Genomic DNA, 25,599 nt, shown 5'->3' on the forward strand with positions numbered 1-25,599 from the left:
GCGGGACGGCTCAGTCGCGGACGGCTCTGCTGCTGCGGCGGGGGGGGCTCAGCCGTCGAGCGGTCGCCACCGTGACGTCGGCAGGTCCGCCGCCCGCTGAGCGGCGGCGGCCACATGGTGTGGCGCGTACCGCCCGGAGGAGCGTTCCCATTCGCTGTCGCCACGCACCAGCGTCTGGAGGCCCCGCAGGAACCGCTCCACCGCCGTGCGCCCGGAGGGGGAGAGGACGCAGTGGAGGTCAGCGGCCCGGTCCTGCACGTCGAGGAAGCGCGTGACGCGCCGCTGGGCGAGCCGGGTCACCTCCGCGATCGCCTCGGCCCGGCTGAGGCTCCGCTCGTCCTCCAGGACGAGGACGACGTTGTTGGCCCGGTCGCCGCAGGCTTCCTCCTTCTCCAGGGAGCACAGGTCGTTGGTCAGCCCGATCAGCTCGGAGGTCAGCTGCCGCAGCTCCGTCAGGACCGGGTGGTGCCAGGCCAGGTCCGGCACCTCGAAGCCGCCCGTGCGCTCGATCAGGTCGATGACCACGTGGGCGGAGGTCGCCTGGCGTCGCCGCAGGCAGTCGCGCGCGTCCGGGGTCCGGCCGTGGTGCCGGTCGACCGACTCGGCCACCTGGGCGGCCAGGTATCCCTTCCAGCTCAGCAGCGCCCGCGCCTGCCACGCCGGGCTCGTGCCGAGGCGGCTGCGGCGCCAGAGGTCCGCGAGCGCCCGTGCGCCTGGTGACCACGAGGCCGGACGCGCAGGGGCCGGGCGGGCCAGGGCGGCGAGCAGCCCGTCGCAGATCGTCGCCGCCCTGCGCGGGTCGTGGCCGAGTGGACCGTCGAACTGGTCGTCGAACGGGGCGAAGTACCAGCCCATCAGGTCCGAGGCCAGCTGGAGCCCCTCCTCATCGGCCTCGGGGAAGAAGAAGCCAGCCAGCTCGGCCAGGCGCCAGTCGGTGAACTCGTCGGCGGTGAAGCCCCGCGCGTCCAAGAGCCCGTACTCCTCAAGCCACAGCAAGGAGCGTTCCCGCGCGCGGGGGACACGCGGGTTGCTCCGCAGCGGCCAGGGCAGCGCGACCATCAGATCCTGCGGCACGAGGGTCCCTCCGTTCTCTTCTGTACGTCCTGGTGTGGCGCTGTCACGAGATCGCTCGGCGGGCGGGGTGGCGGGCGACCAGGCGCATCCGCAGTCCCGTGGGGCTCAGCGTGGTCGTCAACGTGGTGGTGCGGGCGGGTGGCCGTCCGGGAAGGGGGACGAGCCGCCACCGGGCGGCGATGGCGGCGAGGACCAGCACGGCCTCGGTGAGGGCGAAGCGCTCCCCGACGCACTTGCGTGCGCCGGAGCCGAACGGCAGGTAGGCGTCGCGCTCAGGTGGGGCGCCCCGCCACCGTTGGGGATCGAAGCGGTCGGGTTCGTCGTACAGGTCGGGGCGCCGGTGGATGAGGTACGGGCTGTAGGCGAGCGTGGTCCCGGCCGGGAGCCGGACGCCGCCCAGGTCGGCATCGCCCACCACGGCCCGCGTGAACAGCCACCCCGGCGGATACAGCCGCAGGGTCTCGGCGACCACACGGCGGGCCACGTCCAGCCGCGGCAGGTGCTCGGCGGCGACCGCGTCCCCGGCCAGCACCCGGTCCGCCTCCTCGTGGAGGGCCCGCTCCGTCTCACCGTGTCCGGAGAGCAACCGCGCGGCGAAGGCCACGGTGCTCGCCGTCGGTTCGGTACCGGCGACGAAGAACGTGAGGACCTGATCGACCAGTTCCTCATCACTCAGCCCCGTATCGGAGGCGCCGTCGCAGTCGGTGGCGGCCACGAGGGCCGAGAGCAGGTCGCCGTGGTCGCGTCCGTCGGCCCTGCGGGCGGCGACCAGCGCGCCGACCGTGGCCCGAAGGCGCGCGTGCGCGCCTGGCGGTGGCGCCGATTGGCCGAGGTGGGTGCCCGCAGAAGCAGCGGTGGGCTGATGACGTGCCGGATGACTCCGTCGAGCACGGTGGTGAGGTCATCCACCACCCTCGCCACGCTCTTGGGCGGCAGCGCGGAGGTGAACATCGTGTCCACCGCGCTCCGGGCCGTCAGCGCCATCATCTCCCTTGGTACGTCGATGACATGGCCGTCGCGCCAGGACTCCACCGTGGCCTGGGCGTGCGCCGCCATCGCAGCCGCGTAGGCGGACAACCGCTCCGGGCGGAAGGCGGGCTGGCACAGGCGCCGCTGCCGCCGGTGCAGGCGGTGGGGCAGGTGCCGAGCCCGTTCCCGAGCACGTCACGAAGTCGCTCGTACAGCGGCCCGCCCTTGTCGAAGACGCGGTCGTCGAGGAGCATCCGCCGTGTCAGACCGGGATCGCACACCATCACCAACGGCCGCGTACCGAGCTGGAGCCGCACCAGGTCGCCGCACGCGGGCAGGGAGGCCACGAAGCGCAGGGGATCGCGGAGCAGAGCGGGCACATGCCCGAGCAGCGGCACGGCCCCTGGGGCCAGAGGAACTGACGCGGTTCCACCCATACCTGTTTCCTTCCTGTTATGCACTCTTACGCACGGCGCCACCCCTGTCGCGGTGGCGCACCTCGGCCTGGCCCTCACGCTCGCGTCCACCAAGTCGCCCTCCCAAACCAGGTGTTGTGCTGTCAGCCGACCAAGTGGGGCCGGGGAACGGTGATGCGGAAGCGGGGCACATCGAGCGAGGGCGGTGCCCATGCCCTCCCACACCGATCCGTTGCCCGAGAACACGAAGCCGGTCCGGCCGGTGGGCACTGTCTTTCCGGCCGCTGAGGCCGCTGCGGTCGCCGAGGCCGTCGCGCCCGTCGCGGCCGTCTCCAGGCCCGCGGCGAGCGCCCGCAGCCGCGCGGCGGCCACCCCCGGGCCGTCGGCGAACACCACACACCGGTGCCCCCGACCGGCCCGCCGCACCGAGCTGTACGCCACATCCGCCCACCGCGGCGCCTCAGGCCCGGACAGGAAGTCCGCCAACTCGTCGGCGGCCCGCGCCACCGCCGCCTCGCCGCGCCCCCACACCACCACCGGCACCGCGGCCGACCCGTCGGCCCCGGCCCCGGTGTCTGCGGCCTCCACGGGCTCCGGCGCGGTGACCACGACGTGGGCGTTCGCCCCACCGAACCCGAACGAGTTCACCCCCACCACCCGAGGGCCCTCCAGCCTCACCGGCTCCACGACCGGCGCGAGCCCCAGACCCGCGAAGTCGATCTCCTCGCTCAGCGGCTGACTGTGCAGCGTCCTCGGCACCGTGCCCTCGCGCAGCACCAGCAGCGCTTTCGCCAGGCCCGCGACCCCGGCCCCCGCCTCCAGGTGCCCGACGTTCGACTTCACCGACCCCACCGGCAACGGCAGGGACCGCCCCCGGCCCAGGACCGCGCCCAGCGCCGCGCACTCCACGGGATCCCCCGCCCGCGTCCCCGTCCCGTGCGCCTCCACGTACGACACGTCACGAGGGTTCACTCCTGATGCCGCGTACACCCGCTCCAGCAGCTGCCGTTGCGCCCGCGGAGAGGGCATCGACAGGCCCGCCGTCCGCCCGTCGGAGTTCGCCGCCGAGCCCGCGATCACCGCGTGGACGCGGTCGCCGTCCGCGAGCGCCGCCGCGAGCGGCTTCAGTACGAACACGCCCGCGCCCTCCGCGCGCACGAACCCGTCCGCGAGCGCCGAGAACGGGTGGCACCGCCCGGTCGGCGACAGCATCGACGCCGCCGACCCGCCCAGGTAGCCGTACGGGCTGAGGATGACGTTCACCCCACCGGCCAGCGCCACCGCGCTGCGTCCCGAGCGCACCGCCTCACACGCCTCGTGCACCGCCGTCAGCGTCGACGAGCACGCGGTGTCGATCGCGAGGGACGGCCCGTGGAGGTCGAGGAAGTACGAGATCCGGTTGGCGACGTTGCACAGGGCCGCGCCCGCCATGGTGTAGGCGTTGTACTCCTTCGGCCGCCGCATCTGGAGATCGCCGTAGTCGTGCGTGGAGATCCCGACGAACACGCCCGCGTCGGAGCCCGCCAGCGCCTCGGGGGCGATCGCCGCGTCCCCCAGGGCCTCGACCGCGCACTCCAGCACCAGCCGGTGCTGCGGGTCCACCCTCGACGTTTCCTTCGGTGACATCCCGAAGAACGCCGCGTCGAAGGACGCGACGTCCTCAAGGAAGGCGCCCGCCGTCGTGTACGTCCTGCCCGCTCGCCCGCCCGGATCACCGAACGCGCCCCGGTCGAACCGGTCCGGCGGCGTGTCCGACACCAGGTCCCGGCCCTCGATCAGCGCGGCCCACAGACCGTCCAGTGACGAGATCCCCCCGGGCAGCCGCAGACCCACCCCCACCAACGCCACCGCACCCGACGACACAGACCGCATCGAAGCCGCCTCCCAAGCTCACAAGTGCACCGAACCAGCGAAGGGCACGGCCCAGCACACGACCCTGACGGCACCGACTGGCCCGACGGTCCTGAACGAGAACTCCGCCGCGTGCGGGCGCCCCGCTTCGCCCGCCTCGGCAGGCGCGTGCGAGTCCGTGCCGGGGAGTGCCACGTGTACAGCGGCGTCGAGGCGGCTGAAGCACCCTTCACCTCCCAGTCCCCCTGCCGGGGCCGCCACTCCCCTGGAGCGGGGGCGCGTGGAGCGCCGCGAGGCAGTGAACATGACAAGGGCATGCCCCACGTCTCCGAGCCGCGCCCCCCGCTTTCGTCGCCCGCGGCCCCGCCGGTACCCCGTAGCCCGCCGGGGCTTGGCATCATCGAGGGCGGGGCCGTCTGGCGCCTCAGCGAAGGGGAGCCGCCCATGAGTTCCGCGCACACCGATTCCCGGTCCGCCCCTTCGCGTTGCCGAACGGGCCTCGCCGGGGCGGACGTTGAGGTCAGGCCGCTGCCCTGCCTGCTCCCGCTCGCGCACCATCCCGCGGCACTCCAGATCGAGGAGGAGACGCGGGCCTGGGCGCGGCGCAGCCTCGGCCGTGTCTTCGACGCCGACATCGAGGCCGCCCTGCGGCGCCGGTCGCCGAGTTGGCTCATACCGTGCTATCCCACCGCCAGCGGCGAGCGGCTGCTGCGGCTGTGGAAACTCGACCAGGTGTACTTCCTCTTCGACGACGCCTGCATGACGGGCACGGCGGGAGCCCGGACGGCAGCCGAGCACTGCCGGAAGCTGGCCGGGCAACTGCGCGGCCAGGCGGAACCCGCCACCTCGACGGACCGGTTCCTCCTCGGCCTCGTACGCGACCTGACCGACGGCATGCCACCCGGTCTGCGCACGCGGACGCTGGACGGCATGGCCACCATGCTCGCGGGCTTCGATGACCAGGTCGCCCGCACCCGCCCCGACGCCGACGCCCCACTCGACTGGGACACGGCACGGGAGATCCGCCTCCGTGCCGTGGGATCCACCTGCTACCTGCCCTGGACCGAGTACGTCACCGGGGTCGACCTGACCCTCGCCCTGGCCCGGCAGCCGCTGCTGCGGCAGACCGCCCGCCTCGCCGGACTCCAGACGCTCTATGTCAACGAGCTGTGCTCGTTCCGCGCGGAGCACTTCGCCGAGGACCACGGCAACCTCATCTGCCTGATGCTGTCGACCGGCGCGTCGTTGCAGGAGGCCTTCGACCTGGTCGCCGGGCATGCCGCCCAGGCCGAACGCGACTTCGTCGCCCTGCGGAACGCCGTTCTGACCGGCCCCTGCGACGGCGCCCCCGACGTGCGCGCCTATCTCGACGCGCTGGGACACCTCATCTCCGGCGCCACCCACTGGCAGTTCACCACCATCCGCTACCACGGCCCCGGCTTCCGCTGCTCACCCGCGACGGGGAGCACCTGGACCATGCATCCGGACCACACGGAACTGGCGGGGGCGGGCCCCTGGCCCCCTGGAGCCCTGCGACTACTGCTGACCGCTGACCGCTGATCTGAGCGGCGAGGAAATCCGTTGGGCTGTGCGGTTCGCTCCCGTCATGATCTACGAGTGGATGCCTATCTGGAGACCGAGCGCCTGGTCCTGCGGCGCTTCACCGCCGATGACGCCGACCTGCTGATCGAGCTGGACAGCGACCCGGCGGTGATGCGCTACCTCACCGGCGGTCGGCCGACCGCGCCGCAGGTCGTCCGGGAGCAGCAGCTGCCGCGCATCCTCGCTGGCTACGAGCGGTGGGACGGCGTACTGGGGCTCTTCGCCGCGCACGAGAAGGACGGCGGTGCGTTCATCGGCTGGTTCCACTGCCGCCCAGAGCCGGAGGGCCCGCTGGACGAAGTCGAGCTGGGCTACCGACTGCGACAGGCCGCATGGGGCAGGGGCTATGCGACCGAGGGTTCGCGAGCCCTGCTGGCGAAGGCGTTCACTGAGCTGGGGGTGCGCCTGGTCTGGGCCCAGACGATGTCCGTGAACCACGGTTCGCGCACCATCATGGAGAAGCTCCGGATGACACTCACGGACACCGTGCCCCTCCCCGCCGACATGGAGGCGATCGAGGGCTCCGAGCACGGCGGCGTGCGGTACGAGATCACCAAGGAGCAGTGGGAAGCAGGCAGCCCCGGCCAAGCTGGCCGCTCTGGCCGCGAGGTGGACAGTCCTGTGCGATGACCACGCTCCCGGCAGACGGGCTCCCGACCACATGCCTGATCGAAGGATAGTCACGCGACCTTCCAGGGCACCCGCTGGACCAACGCTCCAGCCCGCCGACAGGACCGCGAAGGGCCTGCGGACGCCCGGACGGCGCAGACAGCCCGGGCGGCCCGACAGCCCGGACGGGCCGGAGCGTTCCAGCGGACCAGCGGCCATCCCGGAGCCCTCATGCCAAGAGACACGTGGTTCTACCCCGCCGCTCTCGAAGGCGACCTGCTTGCCTCGCCCCTCCCTCCCGACCGGCGGGCCGAGACGCTCGGGCAGGCGTGGGAGTACAACCGTTGCATCGTCCCGCAGTTCACCAACTGGGACCGCTACATCGCCCTGGCCCGGCTGTGCGGCATCGCGGTCGTGGCCGAGGTGTTCGGGGAACTGGTGGACGTGCTCGGCGACGGGCCCGTCCTCGGCTACGACGTCGACGGCCTCCTCGACGTCGTCTTCGGCGACAGCGCCGTACGCGAGGACATGGGCCGGGAGTACCGGGCCTCCCTGCTCATCTCGACGGAGAAGGCGTCCGGACGCCGTGACACCGAACTCATGCGGCGCTACGCCGACGCCCTGGCGCACGCGCCCCAGGACTGGTTCCGGCTGCGCGATTGCGATGGGATGTTCCGGTTCTACATCGCCGCCACCATCGCCAATCGCCTGCAACGACGACGACGCCTGGCTCACCGAGGACGAGAACCGCCTGATCGCCGAGATCAGCGACGCCCTGTACGACGCCGTCGCCTTCCACAAGCACCGCGCTGAGGGCGAGATCCACAACACCTACGCCTACGCCGGACGGGAGGTGCGGATCCGCGCCTACCGCGCCTACCGCGAGGCGCTGTGGGCGCTGGACACCCACTGGGCCCGCTCCACGGCTTGTCGGTGCGCGCTCAGCTTCGCCCGGGTGGTGGGTGGGCCGATCCATCTGATGATGCGCCGGTACCGCTTCGTGGAGGACGGCCTCACGGTCGGCACTCCGGAGACCGCCGACCTGATCGCGCAGGTACGCAGGAACACCAAGCTGTGGTACCGCATCGACGCGGACACCCCTGCGCCGGTGGAGAAGGAGCGCTACGCGGCCGTCCTGCGGCAGGCGGACCGTGTCCTGTTCCCCGGGATGGCCGAGCTGCTCAACCGCCCCGAGCGGGACAAGTGCCCGGACTGCCGCCGCCGGACGTCCTACGGGGCCGAGGGCGCCGAGGAGTTCGGCGGCGTGGACCTCTGCCCCGGCTGTCGTGCCCGGTGGCACGGGCATCTGCTGTCCATCCCCGGCCGCACGGCACGGGCCCTCGCCGCAGGACCCGGCCGGGGCTCGACGGCCTGACCAGGGCCACCGGTCCTGAAGCCTGGCGGGAGGACGGGCCCCCGGGGCTCACGCCCCCACGCGAGAGCGCGCACCGACGGGCCACGGGCACACACTCGCGCGCGTCGACACCGTCCGGCCCGCCGGATCGAGGAGCAGGGTGACGAGGCACGGGCGGGCCGTCAGGCCGGTGAGGTACGGGGCCAGCTTCAGCAGCCCCCGCGGGTGGCCGGGGAACAGGGTGCGGGCGGTCACGAACAGCGCCAGTTCCAGGGGGCCCTCGGCGGTCCAGGCCACGCTGAGGCCGAGGCGGCGCCCCGCCAGCCGCCGCACCCCGTCGGGCAGGCCCGTCTCCAGCCCGCGCAGCGCCTCGGCGTGACCGGTCACATGGAGGAAGGGAAGCAGGTCATCGAGTCCCGTGGCGGGCAGCCGCAGATACAACTCGGTGCGCTGCCGGGCGGGTTCCACACCGAGCATCCGGGGGACCGTGCCGTACGGCAGCCGTGCCAGCCCGGACGCGACCCGCCCCGGCAGCGGCAGGCCGGGCGGCAGTCCCGGCAGAGGACCGCCGGGGTGGCCGGTGACCGCGGCCGGTGAGGCGCCGGACGGCCGTGGGGAGGGACCGTCGCCCCAGGGGGCGGCCGCAGCGGGAGCCGTGCGCTCGGCGGTGAGTTCCGCGTACGCCTTGAGGCGGTCGCCGCGGCCCGCGATCCAGGCGCCGAACCGCAGGGCCCGCCCGGCCTGGTGGGCGACGAGCGCCTGCCGGGTGGCGGGCGGGAGCGGGGACCCGGCGCTGTCGAGCAGGCGCAGCGCCCGGTCGAGCCGGGCGGACTCCGGTAGTTCAGGGCCCGCCACCTCGGCGGCCCACTGCCATGTGCGGTCGGGCCGTACGGTCACCTCCACGGGGAAGCCCGACGGGGTGAGGCGGCTCCAGACAGCGGCCACCTGCGGCCATGCGCTCGCCTCCAGGCGGGCCACCGCCTCGTCCAGCGCCGGGGGCAGCCGGTGCACCGGCAGCCGTGCCGGGCGGGACGTGCTGGTCCCGGCGCCCACCAGCGGGGCGACCAGCGACCGTACGGCGGCACGGATGCCCGGGGCGCCGACGTCGGGCGGGGTCATGCCACGCCGATCCCGATGATGGTCTCCTCGCCGTCCACCGGCGCGTGCTGGACGAGGCGGCCGTCGGCGGTGACGACGGTGACCCGGTGCCGGAAGGTGCGGCGGGCCGGGTCGAGCAGCGCCAGGCGCAGGGTCACCGGGGTGGTCGCGGTGCCCGGGATGTCGATCCGCTCCGTCCGGTCGTAGGAATGGGCCGGGTCGTGGTACTCGACGTCGAGGAAGGCCTCCCGGACCTCGCCCGGCCCGAAGAGCGGCACGGCCCGGATGTCCAGCGCGTCGGTGAAGGGGTCGTCCACGGGCAGGAACGAGGCCTCGCCGGTGAACGGGGCGCTGGTGCGGGAGGTGCCGTTCCTGAGGTGGTGGGTGAACCGCGCGGTCCAGGCGCGCTTCGCCGGGTCGCTCAGCCGCAGCCGCCACAGCTGCGTCTCTCCGCCCGGGACCACCCGCAGGGTGTCGGTGCGGGCGAAGGACGCCCCGTCGTCGTAGTCCAGTCGTACGTCGATGGCCTCCACGATCCCGGCGTCGATCCGGCCCGGGAACACCCGCAGCGTCAGGAACCCCAGGTCGTCGCCCGGGTCCACGGTCAGCGTCCGGTCCAGGCTGGCCCGTGGCGGCAGCTCGTAGGCCAGCTTCTCGCCGACCCAGCCCGAGCCCGCGTCGAAGTGGTACTGCACGCCGACCCGGAAGCCGAGTTCGTAGGAGGCGTCGAGGAACGTCTCGAACCGTTTCGGACCCCGGTCGTGCGCGGTCAGGCGGAACTCCTCGTGCCGGTGGTGAGCCGCGTCGGCGGGATCGCCGTAGTCGAGGGACACCTCCGCGGAGGACAGTCCGACGCGCTCGAAGTCGGCCAGCGAGACGACGTCGACGGACAGCTTGCGGAAGAACGGGTCGTCCAGGTCAACGTCGATGACGTGGCTGCTCTTGTCGGGCAGTTGGTCGAGCAGCAGGCCGATGAACCCCTGCGGCGCGTAGGTGCGCTGCACGGCCTTCTTCCGGTCGTAGACCAGCTTGAGCGTCTTGCGCTCCTCCTGGCGGACGAACCGCAGCCGGAACGACACCAGCGCCGGAGTGGCACCGCTCTGCGGGTCGGTGGGTGTGGTCGGGTTGGTGGGCGGCGTCGTCGGATTCGTGGGCGTGGTGGGCTCGGTCGGTGGGGTGGTCGGGCGGGGCTCGCGGGAGAGCGTGGCCTCAAGGGAGACGGCCTGGCCCGGCGCGGCCACCAGGCCCGTGATCTCGGCGACCCGGTCCTGGACCCGCTCCTCCTCCGGCTTGACCCGGCCTTCGGCCCGCGCCCGGCTGAAGCCCGCGGCCTGCGCCGCCGTGATCGCCGCCCGGTTGGCGATGATGCCCTTGGCGACGGCCAGACGGCGTTCGGACAGCCGCTGGTTGAGCGCGACGACGTTCGGCGCGTCGTTCCCTTCGTAGCTGGCGTACGCGCTGACCGTCACCTCCTTCGCCCCGGACAGCCGGTCGAGCCAGGCGCGCAGGGCGGCCGCTCCGCCCGGCGGAGGGGTGTGACCGGGCGCGGCGCTCTGACTGAACCCGGGGTCGGGCGGGAGCGGCGAGTTGAGCAGGTACGAGGAGTAGACGGGGTTCGAGGGGGAGGGGGAGAAGCCCTGCTCGTGCGGCTGGTCGAAGGTGAAGTGCAGCCTGAACGTCTCGGTCACCGGGGCCGGGGCAGGCCAGCGGACGGTGACGGGATGCGTGGTGCCCGGCTGCACGTCCACGGTGACGTTCCCGTTGGCGTCGGCGCCGCGCGGCTGGCCGTCGACGGTCACCACCGCGCCCGCCGGGCCCTGCACACGCAGTGTCTCGGTGGTCCCGGTGGCCGCCGGGGTGTGGGTCAGTCCGTGGCCGGGAGGCAGGGGAGTGGGGCTGGTCGTGGTGGTGACCAGCTTGGCGGCGGGCAGGGGGCCGGGCGTGCCGCCGCCCGCCGGGGTCCCGGTGCCCGCGCCGGTCCCGCCCCCGGTCCCCGTGCCGGTCCCGCCCCCGGTCCCCGTGCCCGCCCCGCCGCTGGGCGTACCGCCCCGGAGCTTCTTCAGCCGCTCCAGGACCGCGCCCAGCCCCTCCGGCGGATCGGCGCCCTTGAGCTTGCCCAGGTCCAGCGACGGCTCGAACCACTTCGAGAGCAGCTCGCTCTTGAAGAAGTCCAGGGCCCACTTCTCCTTCTCCTGGCGGTCCTGCGCGCTGTCGTAGTCGATCACGTTGATCTTGATGGCGCCGTCCTGTACGAGCTTCTCGAACCCGGCGTCGATACCGGCCCGCAGCCAGTAGATCTGCGCCTCGAGACCGGCGGAGAACTGCGTGTACACGCGCTCGAAGTCGGCGGTGATCTCCACGTGCAGGTCGGGGGTGAGCGCCGAGTACTGGAGCTCGTAGATCACGCCGACCGGGGTGGTGCCCTTCTCGAAGGCCTGCTTGAGGACGGTGGCGCCCTGCTCGGACAGCGCAAGGGAGAACATCGCCGTCTGGTCACCCACCAGGGACGGCTTGGTCGCCCCGAGGATCGTCGTGACGGGGACGAAGGCGCCGGGCGGGGGCTCGGCGGTGGTCCCGCCGGGTCCGGAGAGGTTGAGCGCGACGCAGCGCACGGTACCGGTGTCCACGGGAGCCGGGGCCAGCTTCGGCTCGGCGCCGCGGATCAGACCGGCCGCCCGCGCGAGGATCCGCGCCCGGGTGGCGGCGGGCAGCGTCACCACCGACTGGAACATCAGGAACCCGCCGCCGGTGATCCCGGCGTCGCCCACGGCGGGCCGATAGCGGATGAACGTGAACGCGGGCGAACCGTCCGGCCGGGTGCCCAGGGAGACCCTGGAGGGCAGATACCAGAACTGGGCGGGGTCGGCGGAGTCCCGCAGAACCTGGACGCCGTCCTCCTCGAACGTGTCGGAGCCGAGTTGCAGCACGGGGGCCTCCCGGGTCAGGTGGTCGCGGGGACGGTCACCGCGTCGTCGTCGAAACGGGACCAGTCCTGCTCTTCGGAGAGACCGTTGCGGAAGAACCTGCGGACCTTCAGGTCGTAGGAGTCCCGCGCCGGGTCGACGAAGTCGAACTCGAACACGCCGGTGGAGCCGGGGCCGGTGAAGTCGAAGGCGTCGGCGAACGAGAGACCGGCGACCGGGTCCTGCGCCCGCGCCTCGACGCGGATGCGCTCCAGCCCCTTGGCGGCGAAGTCGCCCGGCGAGCGCAGGGTCACCGCGCGATGGCCGCGCAGGTCCGCACGGACGAAGACGCGCGGCCGCAGCGTCGTCGACCACGGCCCCTCGAACACGGTGGAGTCACGCATCAGCAGCGTCATCCGGTACCGGACCAGGGCGGCCCGCGGATCGACCCGGTCCACGACGAACGGCCGGATGACCGGGGTGTCCGCGTCGATCTCCACGGTGTCCTCGGCGTGGACGCCGTGCGCCGCGTCGTCGTAGGCGAAGTCCACCCACGCCCGCTCCACCTGGGTGAAGTCCAGGGCCGACACGACCGTCACCCTCAGCCGCGCCGGGAACGGGTCGGCGACGTCCAGCTGGGGCGCGGCCAGCGGCGCCGACGGCAGGACGTGGTCACGCTGGTCCGCGCCCCGGTAGGTGACCTCGGCGAGCACCGGGCCCGCGGGCGCGCCCACGAGGAACCTGTGCCAGGTGGCGTCCGGGCGCTGCGCGCTCAGCCGCACCACGTCGTCCTGCCGGATCCGGTGCTCCGGGTCGTCGTAGCGCAGCCGCACGTCGACGTACGGGTACCGGTCGAAGGGGAAGCCGGGCCGGGTCAGCAGGGGGATGGGCTCCTGGGCGAACAGGTCCCGCGGCTCGATGGCCACCGTGTCGCCAAGGACCCGGACCGGCTGCGACGACAGCCTGCCGGGCCGCTCCCCGTCGTCCGAGGGCACCAGGTCCACGGTGAACGTGAGGTCCACCGGCTGGACCATCGCCCCGCCGGACAGCGCGGAGGGCCAGCTCATCTCACCCTCGGTGTGCTGGGCGTCCAGGCGCACCGTCTTGACGGTGCCGCCGTACGTCGCGGACGCGGTCAGGGAGCGTACGGGGTCGTGGACGAAGTCGGCCTGGGAGACGACCTTCAGGCGGCGCCGCTTGAACCAGGGGTCGTCGGCGTCGACGCTGATGATCAGCCGGTCCGGGTCGAGCCCCGCGCCGAACTCCCGGAACAGACCACTGAGATGGCCCTGCGGATAGATGGTGCGGCGCACCGTCGTCCGCTCCGACAGGTCCACGTCGAGCCGTTTGCGGTCCACTCGGCTGTAGTGCGTGCGCCGGTAGGTGAACGCGCCCGACGGAGTGCTCCTGCTCGGGGCGAACGCGCCGACCACCTCGCGGGCCCGGTCCCACCCGTCGGGCTCCTCGCGCAGCGGCGCGAGCGAACTCTCGAAGAACGCGTCGGTGATCATGTCGCGGGCGCGGGCGGCGGCCGCGTCGCGGCGCTGCGCGAACGTGCCGGTCTCGTCGTCCTCCGGTACGAACGTGTCGACCTCGTAGACGATCGCGCGCTCCTCCTCCAGGCGCTCCATCACGTCCTGGATCCGCACGGAGTCGAACAGGCCCTCGTGACCGAACGACGTGTCCAGGATGTCCTGCACCCGGTCCCAGTCGATGGCGAGCTTGACGTGGTAGGCCGGGCGCAGCGCCAGGTAGTCGAGGCTGTACACGACCCCGATGGGGGACAGCTCACCGCGCATGGCCCGGTCCAGGACGGTGGTGCCGCGCTCGTCCAGCTCGACGGAGAACGCCGCCCTGTTGTCCCCGTACAGCGAGGGCTTGGCGGCGTGCCGGGCGGTGCGTACGAAGACCGGGTCGCCGTCCGCCTCGCCGCCGCCCGCGTCGTCGTGGCCGAACAGCATCAGCGACACCGATCCGTCGATGACCGGCAGCGGTGACACCAGCGGGGTCGCCGACAGACCGGCGAGGCTCTTCAACGCGGCCGTCACGTCGGCCAGTTCGGCCGGGGTCAGGCCCAGATGCACATCGAAGTCGGCGAAGCCGCCGCTGAAGGTCTCCGAGCGGAACTTGACCAGCTGGAACGACGGCACCTCGACGGCGCCGTCCACGCGGGTCACGAAGCGCGGCGCCAGCGGCATGCAGTAGAACTGCCGGGGGTCGGCGTGGTCACCGAGGATCAGTGTGTCGTCGATCCGGTAGTACGGGGGCTTCTCCTGGAGCATGGCCGCGGCCCTCTCACGTGGGGTTCTCGAGGATGAGGACCTCGTCGGTACCGGTGCCCTGGCTGTGGTGCGGGGCGCCGCCGTCGAGCGGGAAGAGGTCGGCCTGCCAGTCGTACTGCTTCCGCGTCCGGTCCAGGACGACCCGTTCATACGTCCTCTCCGCGTCGCCTTTGCGGAAGACGAAGGTCTGCGTGTCGTCGATCTGGTTGGCGGGGTCCGTGTAGTGGAGCGTCACCTTCGCCAACTTGACGGCCGTCCAGTCGACGAGGTCGGGCACCACGGTGACCGTCAGGGTGTCCGACGCGGGGCCCACGAGCAGCAGGGAACCGGTGAGGGTCTGCTCGCCGGAGTCCTTGTCGCTGCCGTCGCGGAACGTGGTGACGGTCCGCCAGGTGACCTTCCCGCCCCGCTCGTCGATCACCGGGAACCGCCAGTCCAGGAACCGCTTGTCCTTGGACAGCGCGACCGACTCGGTCTGCCGGTAGCCGTTGACCTCGTCGTCGTAGGACAGGTCGAGGAAGATGGTGTCCACCGACCGCTCGAAGTCGCCGCGGGTGCGCACCTGGACGGTCCGGTTGGCGGAGAACGGGTCGTCCACGTAGAAGCGCTGGCCGGTCAGGCCGCTGAGGGTCCTGACGAACTCGCGGCCGTCCTGCATGAAGTACTTCACCGATCCGCCGTACGGCTGGACGGGTTCGAGCAGCACCTCCTTGACGGCGAGCTTGGTCGTCTGCGCGTCGATCTGGAACCGCTGGACCAGCGGCGTGCCGTTCACCGCCGGGTGCTCCAGGGTCAGTACGGCCCGCTTGACCTGGTCGAAGTTCATGTCGCCGAGTTCGACGTCGACCAGCCAGAGCCCCAGTTCGTCGATGTTGATGATCAGGTCGGTGGTGGTGTCGGTGATCCAGGGGGAGGTGAACGTGCGGCTCTCGCCGACGTAGTTGACCACGTACTGGTACCGGAACTCGGACGATCCGCCGTCGATGAACGCCGTGAACTTGCCCACGTCCTCGGGGCTCCGGAACGTGAACGTCTGGACGCCGTGCCGCGCGGTGTGCGGCGGGTAGTCGATCTTCACGTCGACGCTGAAGATCGGCAGCTCCGCGAAGTCGGCGTTGACCAGGATGTTCAGGTTGAGCTGGCGGAAGAACGGGTCGTCGGTGTCCACCTCCTGCCGGTACTGCGACCAGTCGTAGCCCTGGCTGGGCAGCGACTGCATATTGCCCTGCGGATACACGTCGATGCCGAACACCTGGTTCCGGCTGACCACGATCCGCACGTCGGCGATCTTGTTGGTGGTGACCGAGCGGTGGATGTTCTCGAAGTCCTCGTCGCGGATCTTGGAGAAGTCCCGGTTCTCCGGCGGGATCGTCTCCAGCAGGTTCCGCTTCACCGCGTCGTCGAGCTGCTGACCGACCGAGGCCTCCAGCGCGGTCACCATCTTGGCGACCTCCGGGTCGCTGGTCTCCAGCGCGCCGGGGTCGGTGCGCACGAGACGGGACTCGGAGTTCACGAACAGCTCGGACACCGTCTCGCTGAAGTCGTCCTCGGACCAGAAGTTCTCCTCGAAGTCCACGTCCTGGACGAAGCTGTAGAACTTCTGGGCGGTCCAGGTGCCGGTCACCGTGATCGGCGGCATCCGCCCGGCGAAGTGCAGGTGGTACACGACGCGGACGCCTCCGGCGCCCTGGCCGCTCATCGCCGCCTCGAAGACGGGCACACCCAGCTGGCTCAGCTCGGCGGAGATCGCCACGACGTTGTTGCCGTACATCGACGGCGTCCCCGCGTGGTTGACCTTCTGTACGAGCGCCCCGCTGCCCGCCAGGATCTCCACCACGACGTCCGCCTTGGTCACCGCGGGTTTGGAGAGCGTGACCTGGTCGGGCGGGACCGGTGGGGCGCCGGGTCCGCGCCGCGCGGTGACGTGCTGGGCGAACCGCACCCGGACGGCCTGGGTCTGCTCCGGCGTGAGGGACAGCTCGACGTCCATGAAGACCAGTCCGGCGCCGACGTCGCCGCCTGGCATCGGTCTCGTGGTGCGGTACTTGAGGAACTTGAACACCGCCTTGCCGCCCGTGTCCTTGCGCAGCACCACGTTCTTCGGCAGGACGTAGCCCAGCGTGTCGTCGGTGTCGTCGAGGTAGACGGTGGCCTCGGGGAGGTCAAGGGCTCCGAGGAACTGCAGCATGTCGATCTCCTCAGCTGTGGGGGGTGTCGATGAGTTCGGCGATGTCACGGGTCCGCCGCACGGGCCGCCCGGCGACGGTCAGTTCGGCGACGAGCGCCATCCACCCCGCCGTCCCGCCCAGGGCGGCCCGTGCCGCGTCCCGGCGGTCGCCGTCGAGCGACGCGGACAGGGCGGTGGTCCAGGGCGGGACGCCCGAGCTGGTGCCTTCGGCGACGGCCACCCAGACGCCGTCCGGTGACTTCGTCTCGACGGCGACCCGGGTGACCCGCACCTGGGCCGGGTGGATGTCGGCGCCGGGCCCGAGGCCGCGCCGGACCGCGTCCCGCCGCCCGTCCGGCAGGTCGATGCGGCTGGTGAGCTGAAGGAAGGCCACCGGGCCCGCGTCGAGGAGACTGACGGCGTCCGGGCTGTCCAGGAACGGCCCGGGCGGTACGTAGGTCCAGCTGCCCGGCCGCTCGGGGTCGGGCCGCAGCTCGACGCCGTCCACGACGACCGGCGGGTCGACGTCGATGACGAGGAAGTCCCGGGGAGCCACCGGGGCGGACCAGTCCCCGGAGCCGGTCCGCCAGACCACGCCCGGCTGGAACGGCGAGGTCGCCACCCAGCGGATGTCCGCCTGGGGCCGGTCGGCGTCGAGGCGCACGGTCCGCGGCTCGGCCTCCTCGTCGCCCTCCGGTCGCCACTGGACGGTCAGCGGGCCGCTCACCGGCGCGTGCCGCAGCCGGGCCAGATGGGTGCCGAAGCCGGGGAGCGCGGCCGGGTCCAGCTCGATCCGCCGCCGGTCCACCGGCACCTCGACCGGCAGGCCGGGGCCGAGCGGCCGGACCGCGATCGTCGCCGGGGGGTCGGCTTCGGTGACCGGGACGGCGAGCGCCGGGGTCGCCGCGTCCACCCGCCCGAGGGTGACGCCAGCGGCCGTGCGCACCTCGGCGACGGCCAGCGCGGTGAGCGCGCGGGTGGCGCGGACCACGGCCAGCGGGACGGGGAACGCGTCGGGGGTAAGCGTCAGCAGGGTGGTGTCCGCGGGCCGCCAGGGGCCCTCCAGTTCGCCGGTGCCGTCGAGGACGGCCCGCAGGCGCACCTCACCCCTGAGCCGCTCCCCGGGCGCGAGGGTGATCCGTGTGGACGCCACGCCGCCGGGCGCGGTCAGCGGCACGCTCGCGGTGACCTCCTGCGGTCGCGCTGCGGTCGGCGGGACCCGGAGGTCGGCGAGGAGCAGGGCGAGTCCCGCCACCGGGGCGGGCAGGTTGGCGGCGAGGGTCACCGTGGTCCGGCCGGTGGGCAGCGGGGGTGCGTCGACCTCGCGGACGTGCCGCCCGGCGTCGCCGGCGGCCAGCGCGCGGGCCGCCGCGTCCAGGTCGAGGGCGAGGACCCGGTCCACGTCGACCGCCGCGGGCTCGGCCAGGTCCACGGTGAGCGTCGCCGCCGGGACCTGGTCCAGGAGGCGGTGCAGGGGCGCGGCGACCGGCTCGGGCCGCGACACGGCGGGCCGCAGCCGCAGGGCGAGCGCGGTGGCCCGGTCCGGCTGCGAGGGGGTACCGAACGCGGCCTCGTCGAGGGCGGTGGCGAGCGCGTCGAAGGGGACCGCGGCGGCCGGGCCGAAGCGCCGTGCCAGCGTGGCAAGCAGTGCCCGCGGATCGACGGTGGCCCGCAGCGGCAGCGTCGGCGCCACGGCCCGGAAGGTGAGCCGCAGCACCGCGTCCACCGGCACCGTGCCCGCACGCACCAGGCGCGCGGCCAACACCGCGGAGTCGGCGGGGAGTTCGGCGACGACACGCGTCGTGGTCAGGCTGTCCGGGCCCAGGGTGACGGGCGGGGCGAGCGCAGCGCCGGGGGAGCCGAACCTGGCGGTCACCTCCAGGACGCCGCGCAGCGGCTCGGCCGCTGACAGCAGCAGGGGCGTCGCGCTCGTGGCGGCGGCCTCACCGGCTTCGGTCAGGGGGGCCTCGACGGCGAACCCGGCTTCGATCCGGCCGCCGACCGCGGGGCCCTCGCGCAGGAGGGTGACCAGCAGGGCGACACCGCCCTCCGGCAGCGGCTCCAGGGTGAGGGCGCGGGGCAGGACCACGCCGAGGCCGAGCCGGTCTCGTGCCTGGAAGGCGGCGCCCGGCAGGACGTCGAGCGGCCGTCCGAGGTCCGGCAGATCGGTGAGGGCGGTCATGGCGTCGGCACCGACCGCACGGGGACGAGGATGGTCGCCGACGTCTGCCGCCAGGGGCTCTCTCCGATGCCGCCGCTCTGCCACCAGGTCTCGGTGCGGTAGCGCAGCGGGGGCACCGGCACGCCGGTCAGCAGCGGTTGGATCGGCGTGCGCACGGTGGTCGCCGCGGACAGCTCCGACTCGGTCAGCCGAACCGTGCCGCCGTTCTCCACGATCACCACGAACGCGGTCACCCGGTCCGCGGGCCGGTCCGCGGCGGTGAACATCGACGCCACCGCCTCCACTTGAATCCTGCGGGTGAGCTGCGGGTCGGCGGTGCGGTCGAAGACCCGGTCCCACACGGCCTGCCGGTCGGGTTCGGTCACCACGCCGCTCTGGTCGAGGACGAGCCGGTCGGGGCCGCCCGCGGGCAGCGTCTCGCCGGGCACCAGCGCGATCTCCGCCTGCTCGCCGGGGGCGAGCCTGCGCCCGCCCGCCAACCCGTCGATACGCAGCGGGACTTCTCGCTCACCGATGACGGCGCTCGCGCTGAGCCGGTCGATCCGGGCCGGGCTCTCGGTGCCGTTGGCGAGGGTGCCGGTGATGCGGTCCGGCCGCACGTCACCCAGGGTGAGGGTGAGGGCGTCGCCGACCATCGTCTCCAGACGCAGCTCCAGGGGAATGTCCTCGGGCTGGTCGCCGCCCGCGCCGATGCGCACCTCGCCGCGCAGCAGACTGAGCGAGGAGCCGAGCAGCGCTTCGTAGACGAGCCGGAAGTCGTCGTACTTCAGCGTCTCGGCGTGCGTCACGCCGAGTTCCAGGTCGATCAGCGCTCCGGGCCGGTAGGTGAGCGCCGAGGGCGCGGCGCCGCCTTCGGGCAGGGCGAGCCGGAGGACCGGCTGTGCCTCCGACAGCACCTCCAGCCGGACCGGCGCGGTCGCCCCGTCGGTCCTGGCGCGTTCCTCCAGGGCCGGTCGTGCCTGTTCCAGCCGACGCGGGTCGGTCACGGCGCGGGCGAAGAACTCCGCCGTGATCCGGATGTCCGCCTCGCTCTCGGCGTCGGCGGCCCGCACCCGCAGGGCGGGCCCGGTGGGGGTCCGGGCCAGCAGGAAGCGGTCGGGCACGAAGAAGAACTGCTCGGGGCGGACCGGGTCCTGCCAGTACGGGTGTCCGCGGCCGTTGAAGGAGATCCGCAGCCGCCGCATCGGGGAGACCGGGCCCGCCGCGCCGCCGAGCCGCTCCAACTGGGCGGCGGAGAGCACCAGGGGGATCGGCGGCGAGGTCCAGTCGAGCCGCAGGACCTGCTCCAGGTAGTAGTACTCGGCGGCGTGCTCGTCCCGGTAGTCGGTGGGCACGCCGACGGCGATCCTGCGGATGACCACCAGGTTCACGTTGGACTGCCGCGACGACATGGCGGCCAGGAGCTGTTCGCGCAGCCCCGGCGCGCTGAGGGGCATCTCGGCGACCACGGCCGGGCCGTCCCAGGTGACCTTGGTGAACTCCAGCTCGTGCGTCATCTCGCCGCCGCCCCCGGTCACCGGCAGGCGGTAGGTGAAGGCGACGACGATGGAGTGCGGCAGCGCGCCGACGCCGGGTCCCGCGACGGGCGAAGGCGTGGTCATCAGCGTCACCAGCAGGGTGTCCACGCCGTCGCGGTCGGTGATGGTGATCCGGGGCTCCTCGACCCCGCCGACGCGGTCGTAGACGAGCATGTAGCGGGGCAGGGCCCACCTGGTCGAGGCGTCGGCGCTCTCGAAGATGTCGGTGTCGGTGGGGTTCGCGTTCGGCGCGACCGGCACCGTCAGGTCGGCCCGGCGCACATACGGGAACGGTTCGAACTGGAGGTCCGGATCCCAGTCCCCTCTCTTGATCCTGGGTCCGGCCCAGATGGGGAGCGGGTTCCTCGGCACGATCAGCGGGCGCGGCGGCACCAGTGGGGGCTCGGGGCGGCGCAGGCGGGTCCGGAAGACATCACGGAACCGCGACCCGCCCGGCGGGCCCACGAACTCGTCGCTCACGTCCACCACACCTTCGTCCCACGGGGAGATCCGCGCGCGAAGAGGTCAGCGCGCGAGGGGATCTGCCCGCGAGGGGATCTGCTGCGCCGGTTCGAGGAAGTCCGACGTACGGAAGATCAGAGGAAGTCCGACTTGCGGAGGTTTGAAGCCATCTATCAACATACATGGCTCTGGTGTGGGGTGCCTGGCGTCGCGGTGAGGAAGACCCTGATAGGTGAACTGGCCCTCTCGGCGGAGACGGACGGCGCGCACCGGGGCCCGGTGCCGTACGAGGGTGCCGAGGGGGGCGGCAGGCGCTGACGGGGCCGAGAGCTGCCCGAGGGGCGGGATGCCGTCGGCCCCGTCCGCGTATGCCTGGTGGGCGAGTTCAGGCGGAGGCGGCGGGAGGCGGTGTGGCCGCGTGGCCCTCGGCCAGCGTGAGGGCCACGTCGACGATCATGTCCTCCTGGCCGCCGACCAGGCCCCGTCGGCCGCACTCCACCAGGAGGGCGCGGACGTCGACGCCGTAGCGGTCGGAGGCGATCTCCGCGTGGCGCAGGAAGGAGGAGTAGACCCCGGCGTAGCCCAGCGTGAGGGTTTCGCGGTCCACGCGCACCGGGCGGTCCTGGAGCGGGCGGATCAGGTCGTCGGCGGCGTCCTGCAACTGGAAGAGGTCGCAACCGTGCTGGAAGCCCGAGAGGTCCGCCACCGCGATGAACGCCTCCAGGGGGCAGTTGCCCGCGCCCGCGCCGTGGCCCGCGAGGGACGCGTCGACGCGGCGCACCCCGTGCTCCACGGCGACGACGCTGTTGGCCACCGCCAGCGACAGGTTCTCGTGGGCGTGGATGCCGATCTCGGTGGCGTCGTCCAGGACGTCGCGGTAGGCCCGGACCCGGTCGGCGACGCCGTTCATGGTCAGTCGGCCCCCGGAGTCGGTGACGTAGACGCAGTGCGCGCCGTAGGACTCCATCAGTCGTGCCTGCTCGGCGAGTTGGGCCGGTTCGGCGCGGTGGGAGAGCATCAGGAAGCCGGACACGTCCATGCCCAGTTCGCGGGCCGCGGCGATGTGCTGCGCGGAGATGTCCGCCTCGGTGCAGTGCGTGGCCACCCGGACCGAGCGCACCCCCAGGTCGTAGGCGGTCCGCAGGTCGCCGATAGTGCCCACGCCCGGCAGCAGCAGAGTGGTCAGCCGCGCCCGTTCGAGCACGGAGGCCGCCGCCTCGATCCACGCCCAGTCGGTGTGGGAGCCGGGGCCGTAGGTGAGCGAGCCGCCCGCGAGGCCGTCGCCGTGGGCGACCTCGATGGCATCGACACCGGCGGCGTCCAGCGCCCGTACGATCCGCCGCACGTCCGCCGGGGTGATGCGGTGCCGGACGGCGTGCATCCCGTCCCGCAGGGTCACGTCCTGCACGAAGATATCGCCGCTCATGCCGTCACCTCACAGGTACCGGCCGCGCGGGCCGCGATCCGCTCGGCCACTCTGAGCGCGGCCGAGGTCATGATGTCGAGGTTGCCCGCGTAGGCGGGCAGGTAGTGGGCCGCGCCCTCGACCTCCAGGAACACGGACACCTGGTGGGTCGGCCGGTCGGCCGTGGCCTCGGGCAGCAGGGTCCGCACCGGCTGGTCATCGGGGACCGGGGCGATCTGGACCCGCTGCTTGAGCCGGTAGCCGGGGACGTAGGCCGCGACCTCGGCCACCATCGCGGCGACGCTCTCGTGGATCTCGGCGTGCCGGGCGGGGTCGGGGGCCGTCACCAGGCAGAGCACGGTGTCCCGCATGATCAGCGGTGGCTCCGCCGGGTTGAGGACGATGATCGCCTTGCCGCGGTCCGCACCGCCCACGTCGACCAGCGCACGGGACGTGGTCTCGGTGAACTCGTCGATGTTGGCGCGGGTGCCCGGGCCCGCCGACTTGGAGGCGATCGACGCGACGATCTCCGCGTAGCGGACCGGGACCACCCGGGAGATCGCGGCCACCACCGGGATGGTGGCCTGGCCGCCGCAGGTGACCATGTTCACGTTCGGCGCTTCCAGGTGCTCCTCCAGGTTGACCGCCGGGACGACGTACGGGCCGATCGCCGCCGGGGTCAGGTCGATCAGCCGCTTGCCCAGCGGTGTCAGCTTCGCCGCGCTGGCCCGGTGGGCCCCGGCCGAGGTGGCGTCGAAGACGATGCCGATCTCGTCGAAGCCGGGCAGGGCGATCAGTCCGTCCACGCCCTCGTGCGTGGTGGTCACGCCCAGGCGCCCGGCGCGGGCCAGGCCGTCGGACGCGGGATCGATGCCGACCAGGGCGCCCATCTCCAGGTGTTCCGCGGTGCGCAGCACCTTGACCATGAGGTCGGTGCCGATGTTGCCCGAGCCGATGATGGCGACCTTGGTGCGGGGCGCACCGTCTGCGCGCGTTGTCATGCCGTTCCCTCTCCGATGGCGGTGGTGACCGTGCCCAGGCCGCTGATCACCGCGGTGACCCGTGAGCCTGGTGTGAGCGGGTGCATCGGCCCGAGCGCGCCGGACAGCACCACCTGCCCGGCCCGCAGCGGATCGCCCGTGTCGCGTGCGGTGCGGGCCAGCCAGAGCACCGCGGCGAGCGGGTCGCCCAGGCAGTCCGCGCCGGTGCCCTCGGACACCCTCCGGCCGTCGACGGACATCTCCATCGCGGCCGTCCGCGGTTCGAACGCGGCGAGGGTGCGGTGTTCCCGGCCGAGGACGAAGGCGCCCGCGGAGGCGTTGTCGGCGACCGTGTCGGACAGCGTGATGTCCCAGTCCGCGATCCGGCTGCCGCAGATCTCCAGGGCGGCCACGGCGTGATCGACCGCCGCCCGCACCCGGGGCAGGTCCAGCGGGCCCTCGGCCAGGTCCGCGCCGAGCACGAACGCGATCTCGGCCTCAACGCGGGGCTGGAGCACGCGGGCGTACGGCACGGTGGCGCCGTCCGCGTGTCCCATGTCGTCCAGCAGCACCCCGAAGTCCGGTTGTTCCACGCCGAGTTGGCGCTGCACGGCGGGTGAGGTCAGCCCGATCTTGCGGCCGACGACGCGGGCGCCGCGGGCCAGGCGCGCCGCCGTGACCCGCTGCTGCACGGCGTACGCGGCCCGGGTGTCGGTGGTGCCGATCAGGTCCCGCACCGGCGCGCACGGAACGCGGGTGGCGGCGGCCCCCAGCAGCCGGTCGGCCGCGGCGGCGACCTGCCGCGGCACCCGCTGGGCGTCGGCCGCCGGGGACGCGTCCGAGGTGGTGGCCGCCTGCCGCACCCGCCCGCTGTCACTCATCGCCGGGCTTCCCCGGGTGAGCGTCGGGGTTGCCCCGGACGAAGTCGATGACCAGCCGGTTGAACTCCTCGGCGTGCTCGATCATCGCCCAGTGCCCGCAGCGGTTGAGGAGGACCAGGCGGGAGTCGGGGATGTGCGCCAGCAGGAACAGGGAGCTCTCGAAGGACACCACCCGGTCGTCGCGGCCGTGGATGAGCAGGGTGGGCACCGCGATGTCGCGCAGCCTTGCGGGGTCCACCCAGCGCGGCAGCGGCGCCCCGTGCGGCAGCCCCGCCACGTAGTTCGCCAGGTGCTCGGGCCGGGCGAGGGCCGCCCGCGAACGGGCCTCGCACAGGTCGGGCGTCGCGAAGCGCGCCGTGTCGTAGCACATGATCTCGACCAGTCGGCGCATGTTCCGCGGGCTCGGGTCCCGGTAGGCCTCGATGAGGACCTTCAGCCCCTCCGACGGCCCGTCACCGGCCCCGAACAGGCTCGGCATCCGCCCCACCGGCGGCCCCATGGTGACCAGGTGGCTGATCCGGCCGGGGTGTTCGGTGGCAAGGCGCAGCGAGGTCTGGCCGCCCATGGAGTTGCCCACGAACGCGGCCCGGGGGATGTCCAGCGCGTCGAGGAACTGGACCGCGGCGTCGACGTGGTCCAGCCGGTCGACCGTGGCCGGGTCGGAGTCGCCCCAGCCGGGCATGTCGACGGCGTACACGTGGAAGTGCTCGGCGAGGGCCTCGATGTTGCCGCTGAAGTTGCTCCAGCCGGTCGCTCCCGGGCCGCTGCCGTGCAGCAGCACCAGCGGGTGGCCGGATCCGGCCTCGTAGTAGCGCAGCGACCAGTTGCGGGTGTCGACCGTACGCGCGATCCGCTCCTTGTCGAGTGCCATCAGCGCTCTCCTCCTTCGGCTGCCCGGGTCTCCAGCGGGGACGGCGCCGCGGCCAGCAGGTCGGCGACCGCGCCCGGCGGGCGGTGGCCCCAGCTGTGCAGCTGCCGCAGGGTGCGCACCTGCCAGGTGGCGTCGTCGATGACGAGCCCGCCCCAGCCGTACTCGACGGAGAAGCCGGAGGGGGTGAAGACGTAGAAGCTGAACATCTCGTCGTTGGGGTGCATCCCCAGCGTCATCTCGAAGGGCTGCTTGGCGTCCATGCAGCGGTCGTAGGCCCGGCCCACGTCCCGGATGTCGGTGACCTCGACCATGAAGTGGTGGGTGCGCTTGGGGGAGGGCATGTCGCCGAAGGCGACGCTGTGGTGGCGGCCGTTGCAGTGCAGGAAGATCAGGTCGGCGACGACGCCGGGGACAGCTCCTCGACGATGATGTCGCTGACCTTGAAGCCGAGCAGGTCGCGGTAGAAGCCGAGGTACTCCTCACGGCTCGTCCCGTGGGCCAGCAGCACCTGGTGCCCGGCGCCCCCGGCCCCGGTGACGAACGCGCCGAGCAGCGACTCGGAGGCGAACGGGGTGGCGGCGTCGGCCAGGCCGGTGACCAGTTCGACGCGGTTGCCCATGGGGTCGGTGGTGGCGAAGACTCGCTCCACCCGGCGGTCCGCGGCGAGCGCCGCGTCCCCCTCCTCGACCTGGAGGCCCGCGGCCCGCAACCGCGCGACCAGCGCGTCGAGTTCGGCGTCGCCCTCGACCTCGTACCCGCTGCAGACCAGGTCATCGGCCGGTCCCCGGGTGACGATCCAGCGGTGCGCCTTGTCGTCCAGGCGCAGGGTGAGGCGGTCCTCGCCGCGCTCGCCGAGCCGCATGCCCAGCAGCTCGACGGCGAAGCGCTCCCAGTCGGCGAGATCGCCGACCTCGTAGACGACGTACGCGAGTTCCTTGACTCCGCTCATGGAAGGTCTCTCCTCGAAGGTGACTCG

Annotated in this window: 18 protein-coding genes; 3 read left to right on the top strand and 15 right to left on the bottom strand. The window is 72.9% G+C overall.

The genetic code is table 11. From position 1 onward, the window contains the following. Positions 1-48: 48 nt before the first annotated feature. The 3 genes from ACOBQU_RS38185 to ACOBQU_RS38195 form a co-directional block, all read right to left on the bottom strand. The gene (locus ACOBQU_RS38185) at positions 49-1,074 is read right to left on the bottom strand and encodes a terpene synthase family protein (protein WP_423633942.1); all 1,026 of its coding nucleotides are present in this window, start codon (positions 1,072-1,074) and stop codon (positions 49-51) included. 43 nt (positions 1,075-1,117) lie between these two features. Next, entirely contained in the window at positions 1,118-1,789 is a 672-nt protein-coding gene (locus tag ACOBQU_RS38190; protein WP_423633944.1) for a cytochrome P450, read from the bottom strand. 268 nt (positions 1,790-2,057) lie between these two features. Beyond that, a complete protein-coding gene (locus ACOBQU_RS38195; protein WP_423633946.1) occupies positions 2,058-4,331 on the bottom strand; it encodes a beta-ketoacyl synthase N-terminal-like domain-containing protein in 2,274 nt (757 codons plus the stop codon). 423 nt (positions 4,332-4,754) lie between these two features. Between ACOBQU_RS38195 and ACOBQU_RS38200 the strand changes: the two genes are divergently transcribed. The 3 genes from ACOBQU_RS38200 to ACOBQU_RS38210 all read left to right on the top strand — a co-directional run bounded on the left by ACOBQU_RS38200 (position 4,755) and on the right by ACOBQU_RS38210 (position 7,896). Beyond that, a complete protein-coding gene (locus tag ACOBQU_RS38200; protein ID WP_423633948.1) occupies positions 4,755-5,870 on the top strand; it encodes a terpene synthase family protein in 1,116 nt (371 codons plus the stop codon). Positions 5,871-5,927: 57 nt separating this feature from the next. Next, the gene (locus ACOBQU_RS38205; RefSeq protein ID WP_423633950.1) at positions 5,928-6,542 is read left to right on the top strand and encodes a GNAT family N-acetyltransferase; all 615 of its coding nucleotides are present in this window, start codon (positions 5,928-5,930) and stop codon (positions 6,540-6,542) included. 643 nt (positions 6,543-7,185) lie between these two features. After that, the gene (locus ACOBQU_RS38210) at positions 7,186-7,896 is read left to right on the top strand and encodes a hypothetical protein (RefSeq protein ID WP_423633951.1); all 711 of its coding nucleotides are present in this window, start codon (positions 7,186-7,188) and stop codon (positions 7,894-7,896) included. A gap of 48 nt (positions 7,897-7,944) precedes the next feature. Here the strand turns inward: ACOBQU_RS38210 and ACOBQU_RS38215 are convergent, their stop codons facing one another. The 12 genes from ACOBQU_RS38215 to ACOBQU_RS38270 form a co-directional block, all read right to left on the bottom strand. After that, complete coding sequence (locus ACOBQU_RS38215; protein WP_423633953.1) at positions 7,945-8,994, bottom strand: hypothetical protein; 1,050 nt, start codon at positions 8,992-8,994, stop codon at positions 7,945-7,947. Next, positions 8,991-11,900 (bottom strand): hypothetical protein, encoded by a 2,910-nt coding sequence (locus ACOBQU_RS38220; protein WP_423633955.1) that lies wholly within the window; start codon positions 11,898-11,900, stop codon positions 8,991-8,993. Before ACOBQU_RS38220 ends, ACOBQU_RS38215 begins: the two co-directional genes overlap by 4 nt. Before the next feature lie 14 nt (positions 11,901-11,914). Continuing rightward, positions 11,915-14,158 carry a hypothetical protein gene (locus ACOBQU_RS38225; RefSeq protein ID WP_423633957.1) on the bottom strand — a complete coding sequence of 748 codons (2,244 nt, stop codon included), beginning with the start codon at positions 14,156-14,158 and terminating at the stop codon, positions 11,915-11,917. Between the two features lie 13 nt (positions 14,159-14,171). Then, positions 14,172-16,346, bottom strand: a complete 2,175-nt coding sequence (locus ACOBQU_RS38230) for a hypothetical protein (protein WP_423633959.1) — start codon at positions 16,344-16,346, stop codon at positions 14,172-14,174. 10 nt (positions 16,347-16,356) lie between these two features. After that, complete coding sequence (locus tag ACOBQU_RS38235; RefSeq protein ID WP_423633961.1) at positions 16,357-18,507, bottom strand: hypothetical protein; 2,151 nt, start codon at positions 18,505-18,507, stop codon at positions 16,357-16,359. Beyond that, entirely contained in the window at positions 18,504-20,504 is a 2,001-nt protein-coding gene (locus ACOBQU_RS38240; RefSeq protein ID WP_423633963.1) for a hypothetical protein, read from the bottom strand. The genes ACOBQU_RS38235 and ACOBQU_RS38240 overlap by 4 nt, the downstream gene beginning before the upstream one ends. Before the next feature lie 367 nt (positions 20,505-20,871). Next, positions 20,872-21,912 (bottom strand): 4-hydroxy-2-oxovalerate aldolase, encoded by a 1,041-nt coding sequence (dmpG, locus tag ACOBQU_RS38245; RefSeq protein WP_423633965.1) that lies wholly within the window; start codon positions 21,910-21,912, stop codon positions 20,872-20,874. Next, entirely contained in the window at positions 21,909-22,892 is a 984-nt protein-coding gene (locus tag ACOBQU_RS38250; RefSeq protein WP_423633967.1) for an acetaldehyde dehydrogenase (acetylating), read from the bottom strand. Before ACOBQU_RS38250 ends, dmpG begins: the two co-directional genes overlap by 4 nt. After that, complete coding sequence (locus tag ACOBQU_RS38255; RefSeq protein WP_423633969.1) at positions 22,889-23,752, bottom strand: 2-keto-4-pentenoate hydratase; 864 nt, start codon at positions 23,750-23,752, stop codon at positions 22,889-22,891. Before ACOBQU_RS38255 ends, ACOBQU_RS38250 begins: the two co-directional genes overlap by 4 nt. Next, positions 23,745-24,623, bottom strand: coding sequence for an alpha/beta fold hydrolase (locus ACOBQU_RS38260; protein WP_423633971.1), 879 nt, complete (start codon positions 24,621-24,623; stop codon positions 23,745-23,747). The genes ACOBQU_RS38255 and ACOBQU_RS38260 overlap by 8 nt, the downstream gene beginning before the upstream one ends. Next, the gene (locus tag ACOBQU_RS38265; protein WP_423634989.1) at positions 24,623-25,015 is read right to left on the bottom strand and encodes a VOC family protein; all 393 of its coding nucleotides are present in this window, start codon (positions 25,013-25,015) and stop codon (positions 24,623-24,625) included. Before ACOBQU_RS38265 ends, ACOBQU_RS38260 begins: the two co-directional genes overlap by 1 nt. After that, entirely contained in the window at positions 25,012-25,572 is a 561-nt protein-coding gene (locus tag ACOBQU_RS38270; protein WP_423633972.1) for a VOC family protein, read from the bottom strand. Before ACOBQU_RS38270 ends, ACOBQU_RS38265 begins: the two co-directional genes overlap by 4 nt. Positions 25,573-25,599 lie beyond the last annotated feature (27 nt).

The sequence above is a fragment of the Streptomyces sp. G45 genome, assembly GCF_049542095.1.
Classification (GTDB): Bacteria; Actinomycetota; Actinomycetes; order Streptomycetales; family Streptomycetaceae; genus Streptomyces.

Excerpts from the sequence above, each read along its gene's own strand:
- ACOBQU_RS38235 (WP_423633961.1), bottom strand. The coding sequence starts at position 18,507 with ATGACCGCCCTCACCGATCTGCCGGACCTCGGACGGCCGCTCGACGTC.
- ACOBQU_RS38200 (WP_423633948.1), top strand. The coding sequence starts at position 4,755 with ATGAGTTCCGCGCACACCGATTCCCGGTCCGCCCCTTCGCGTTGCCGA.
- ACOBQU_RS38230 (WP_423633959.1), bottom strand. The coding sequence starts at position 16,346 with ATGCTGCAGTTCCTCGGAGCCCTTGACCTCCCCGAGGCCACCGTCTAC.
- ACOBQU_RS38225 (WP_423633957.1), bottom strand. The coding sequence starts at position 14,158 with ATGCTCCAGGAGAAGCCCCCGTACTACCGGATCGACGACACACTGATC.
- ACOBQU_RS38255 (WP_423633969.1), bottom strand. The coding sequence starts at position 23,752 with ATGAGTGACAGCGGGCGGGTGCGGCAGGCGGCCACCACCTCGGACGCG.
- ACOBQU_RS38210 (WP_423633951.1), top strand. The coding sequence starts at position 7,186 with ATGGGATGTTCCGGTTCTACATCGCCGCCACCATCGCCAATCGCCTGC.
- ACOBQU_RS38260 (WP_423633971.1), bottom strand. The coding sequence starts at position 24,623 with ATGGCACTCGACAAGGAGCGGATCGCGCGTACGGTCGACACCCGCAAC.
- ACOBQU_RS38195 (WP_423633946.1), bottom strand. The coding sequence starts at position 4,331 with ATGCGGTCTGTGTCGTCGGGTGCGGTGGCGTTGGTGGGGGTGGGTCTG.
- ACOBQU_RS38250 (WP_423633967.1), bottom strand. The coding sequence starts at position 22,892 with ATGACAACGCGCGCAGACGGTGCGCCCCGCACCAAGGTCGCCATCATC.
- dmpG (WP_423633965.1), bottom strand. The coding sequence starts at position 21,912 with ATGAGCGGCGATATCTTCGTGCAGGACGTGACCCTGCGGGACGGGATG.
- ACOBQU_RS38270 (WP_423633972.1), bottom strand. The coding sequence starts at position 25,572 with ATGAGCGGAGTCAAGGAACTCGCGTACGTCGTCTACGAGGTCGGCGAT.
- ACOBQU_RS38215 (WP_423633953.1), bottom strand. The coding sequence starts at position 8,994 with ATGACCCCGCCCGACGTCGGCGCCCCGGGCATCCGTGCCGCCGTACGG.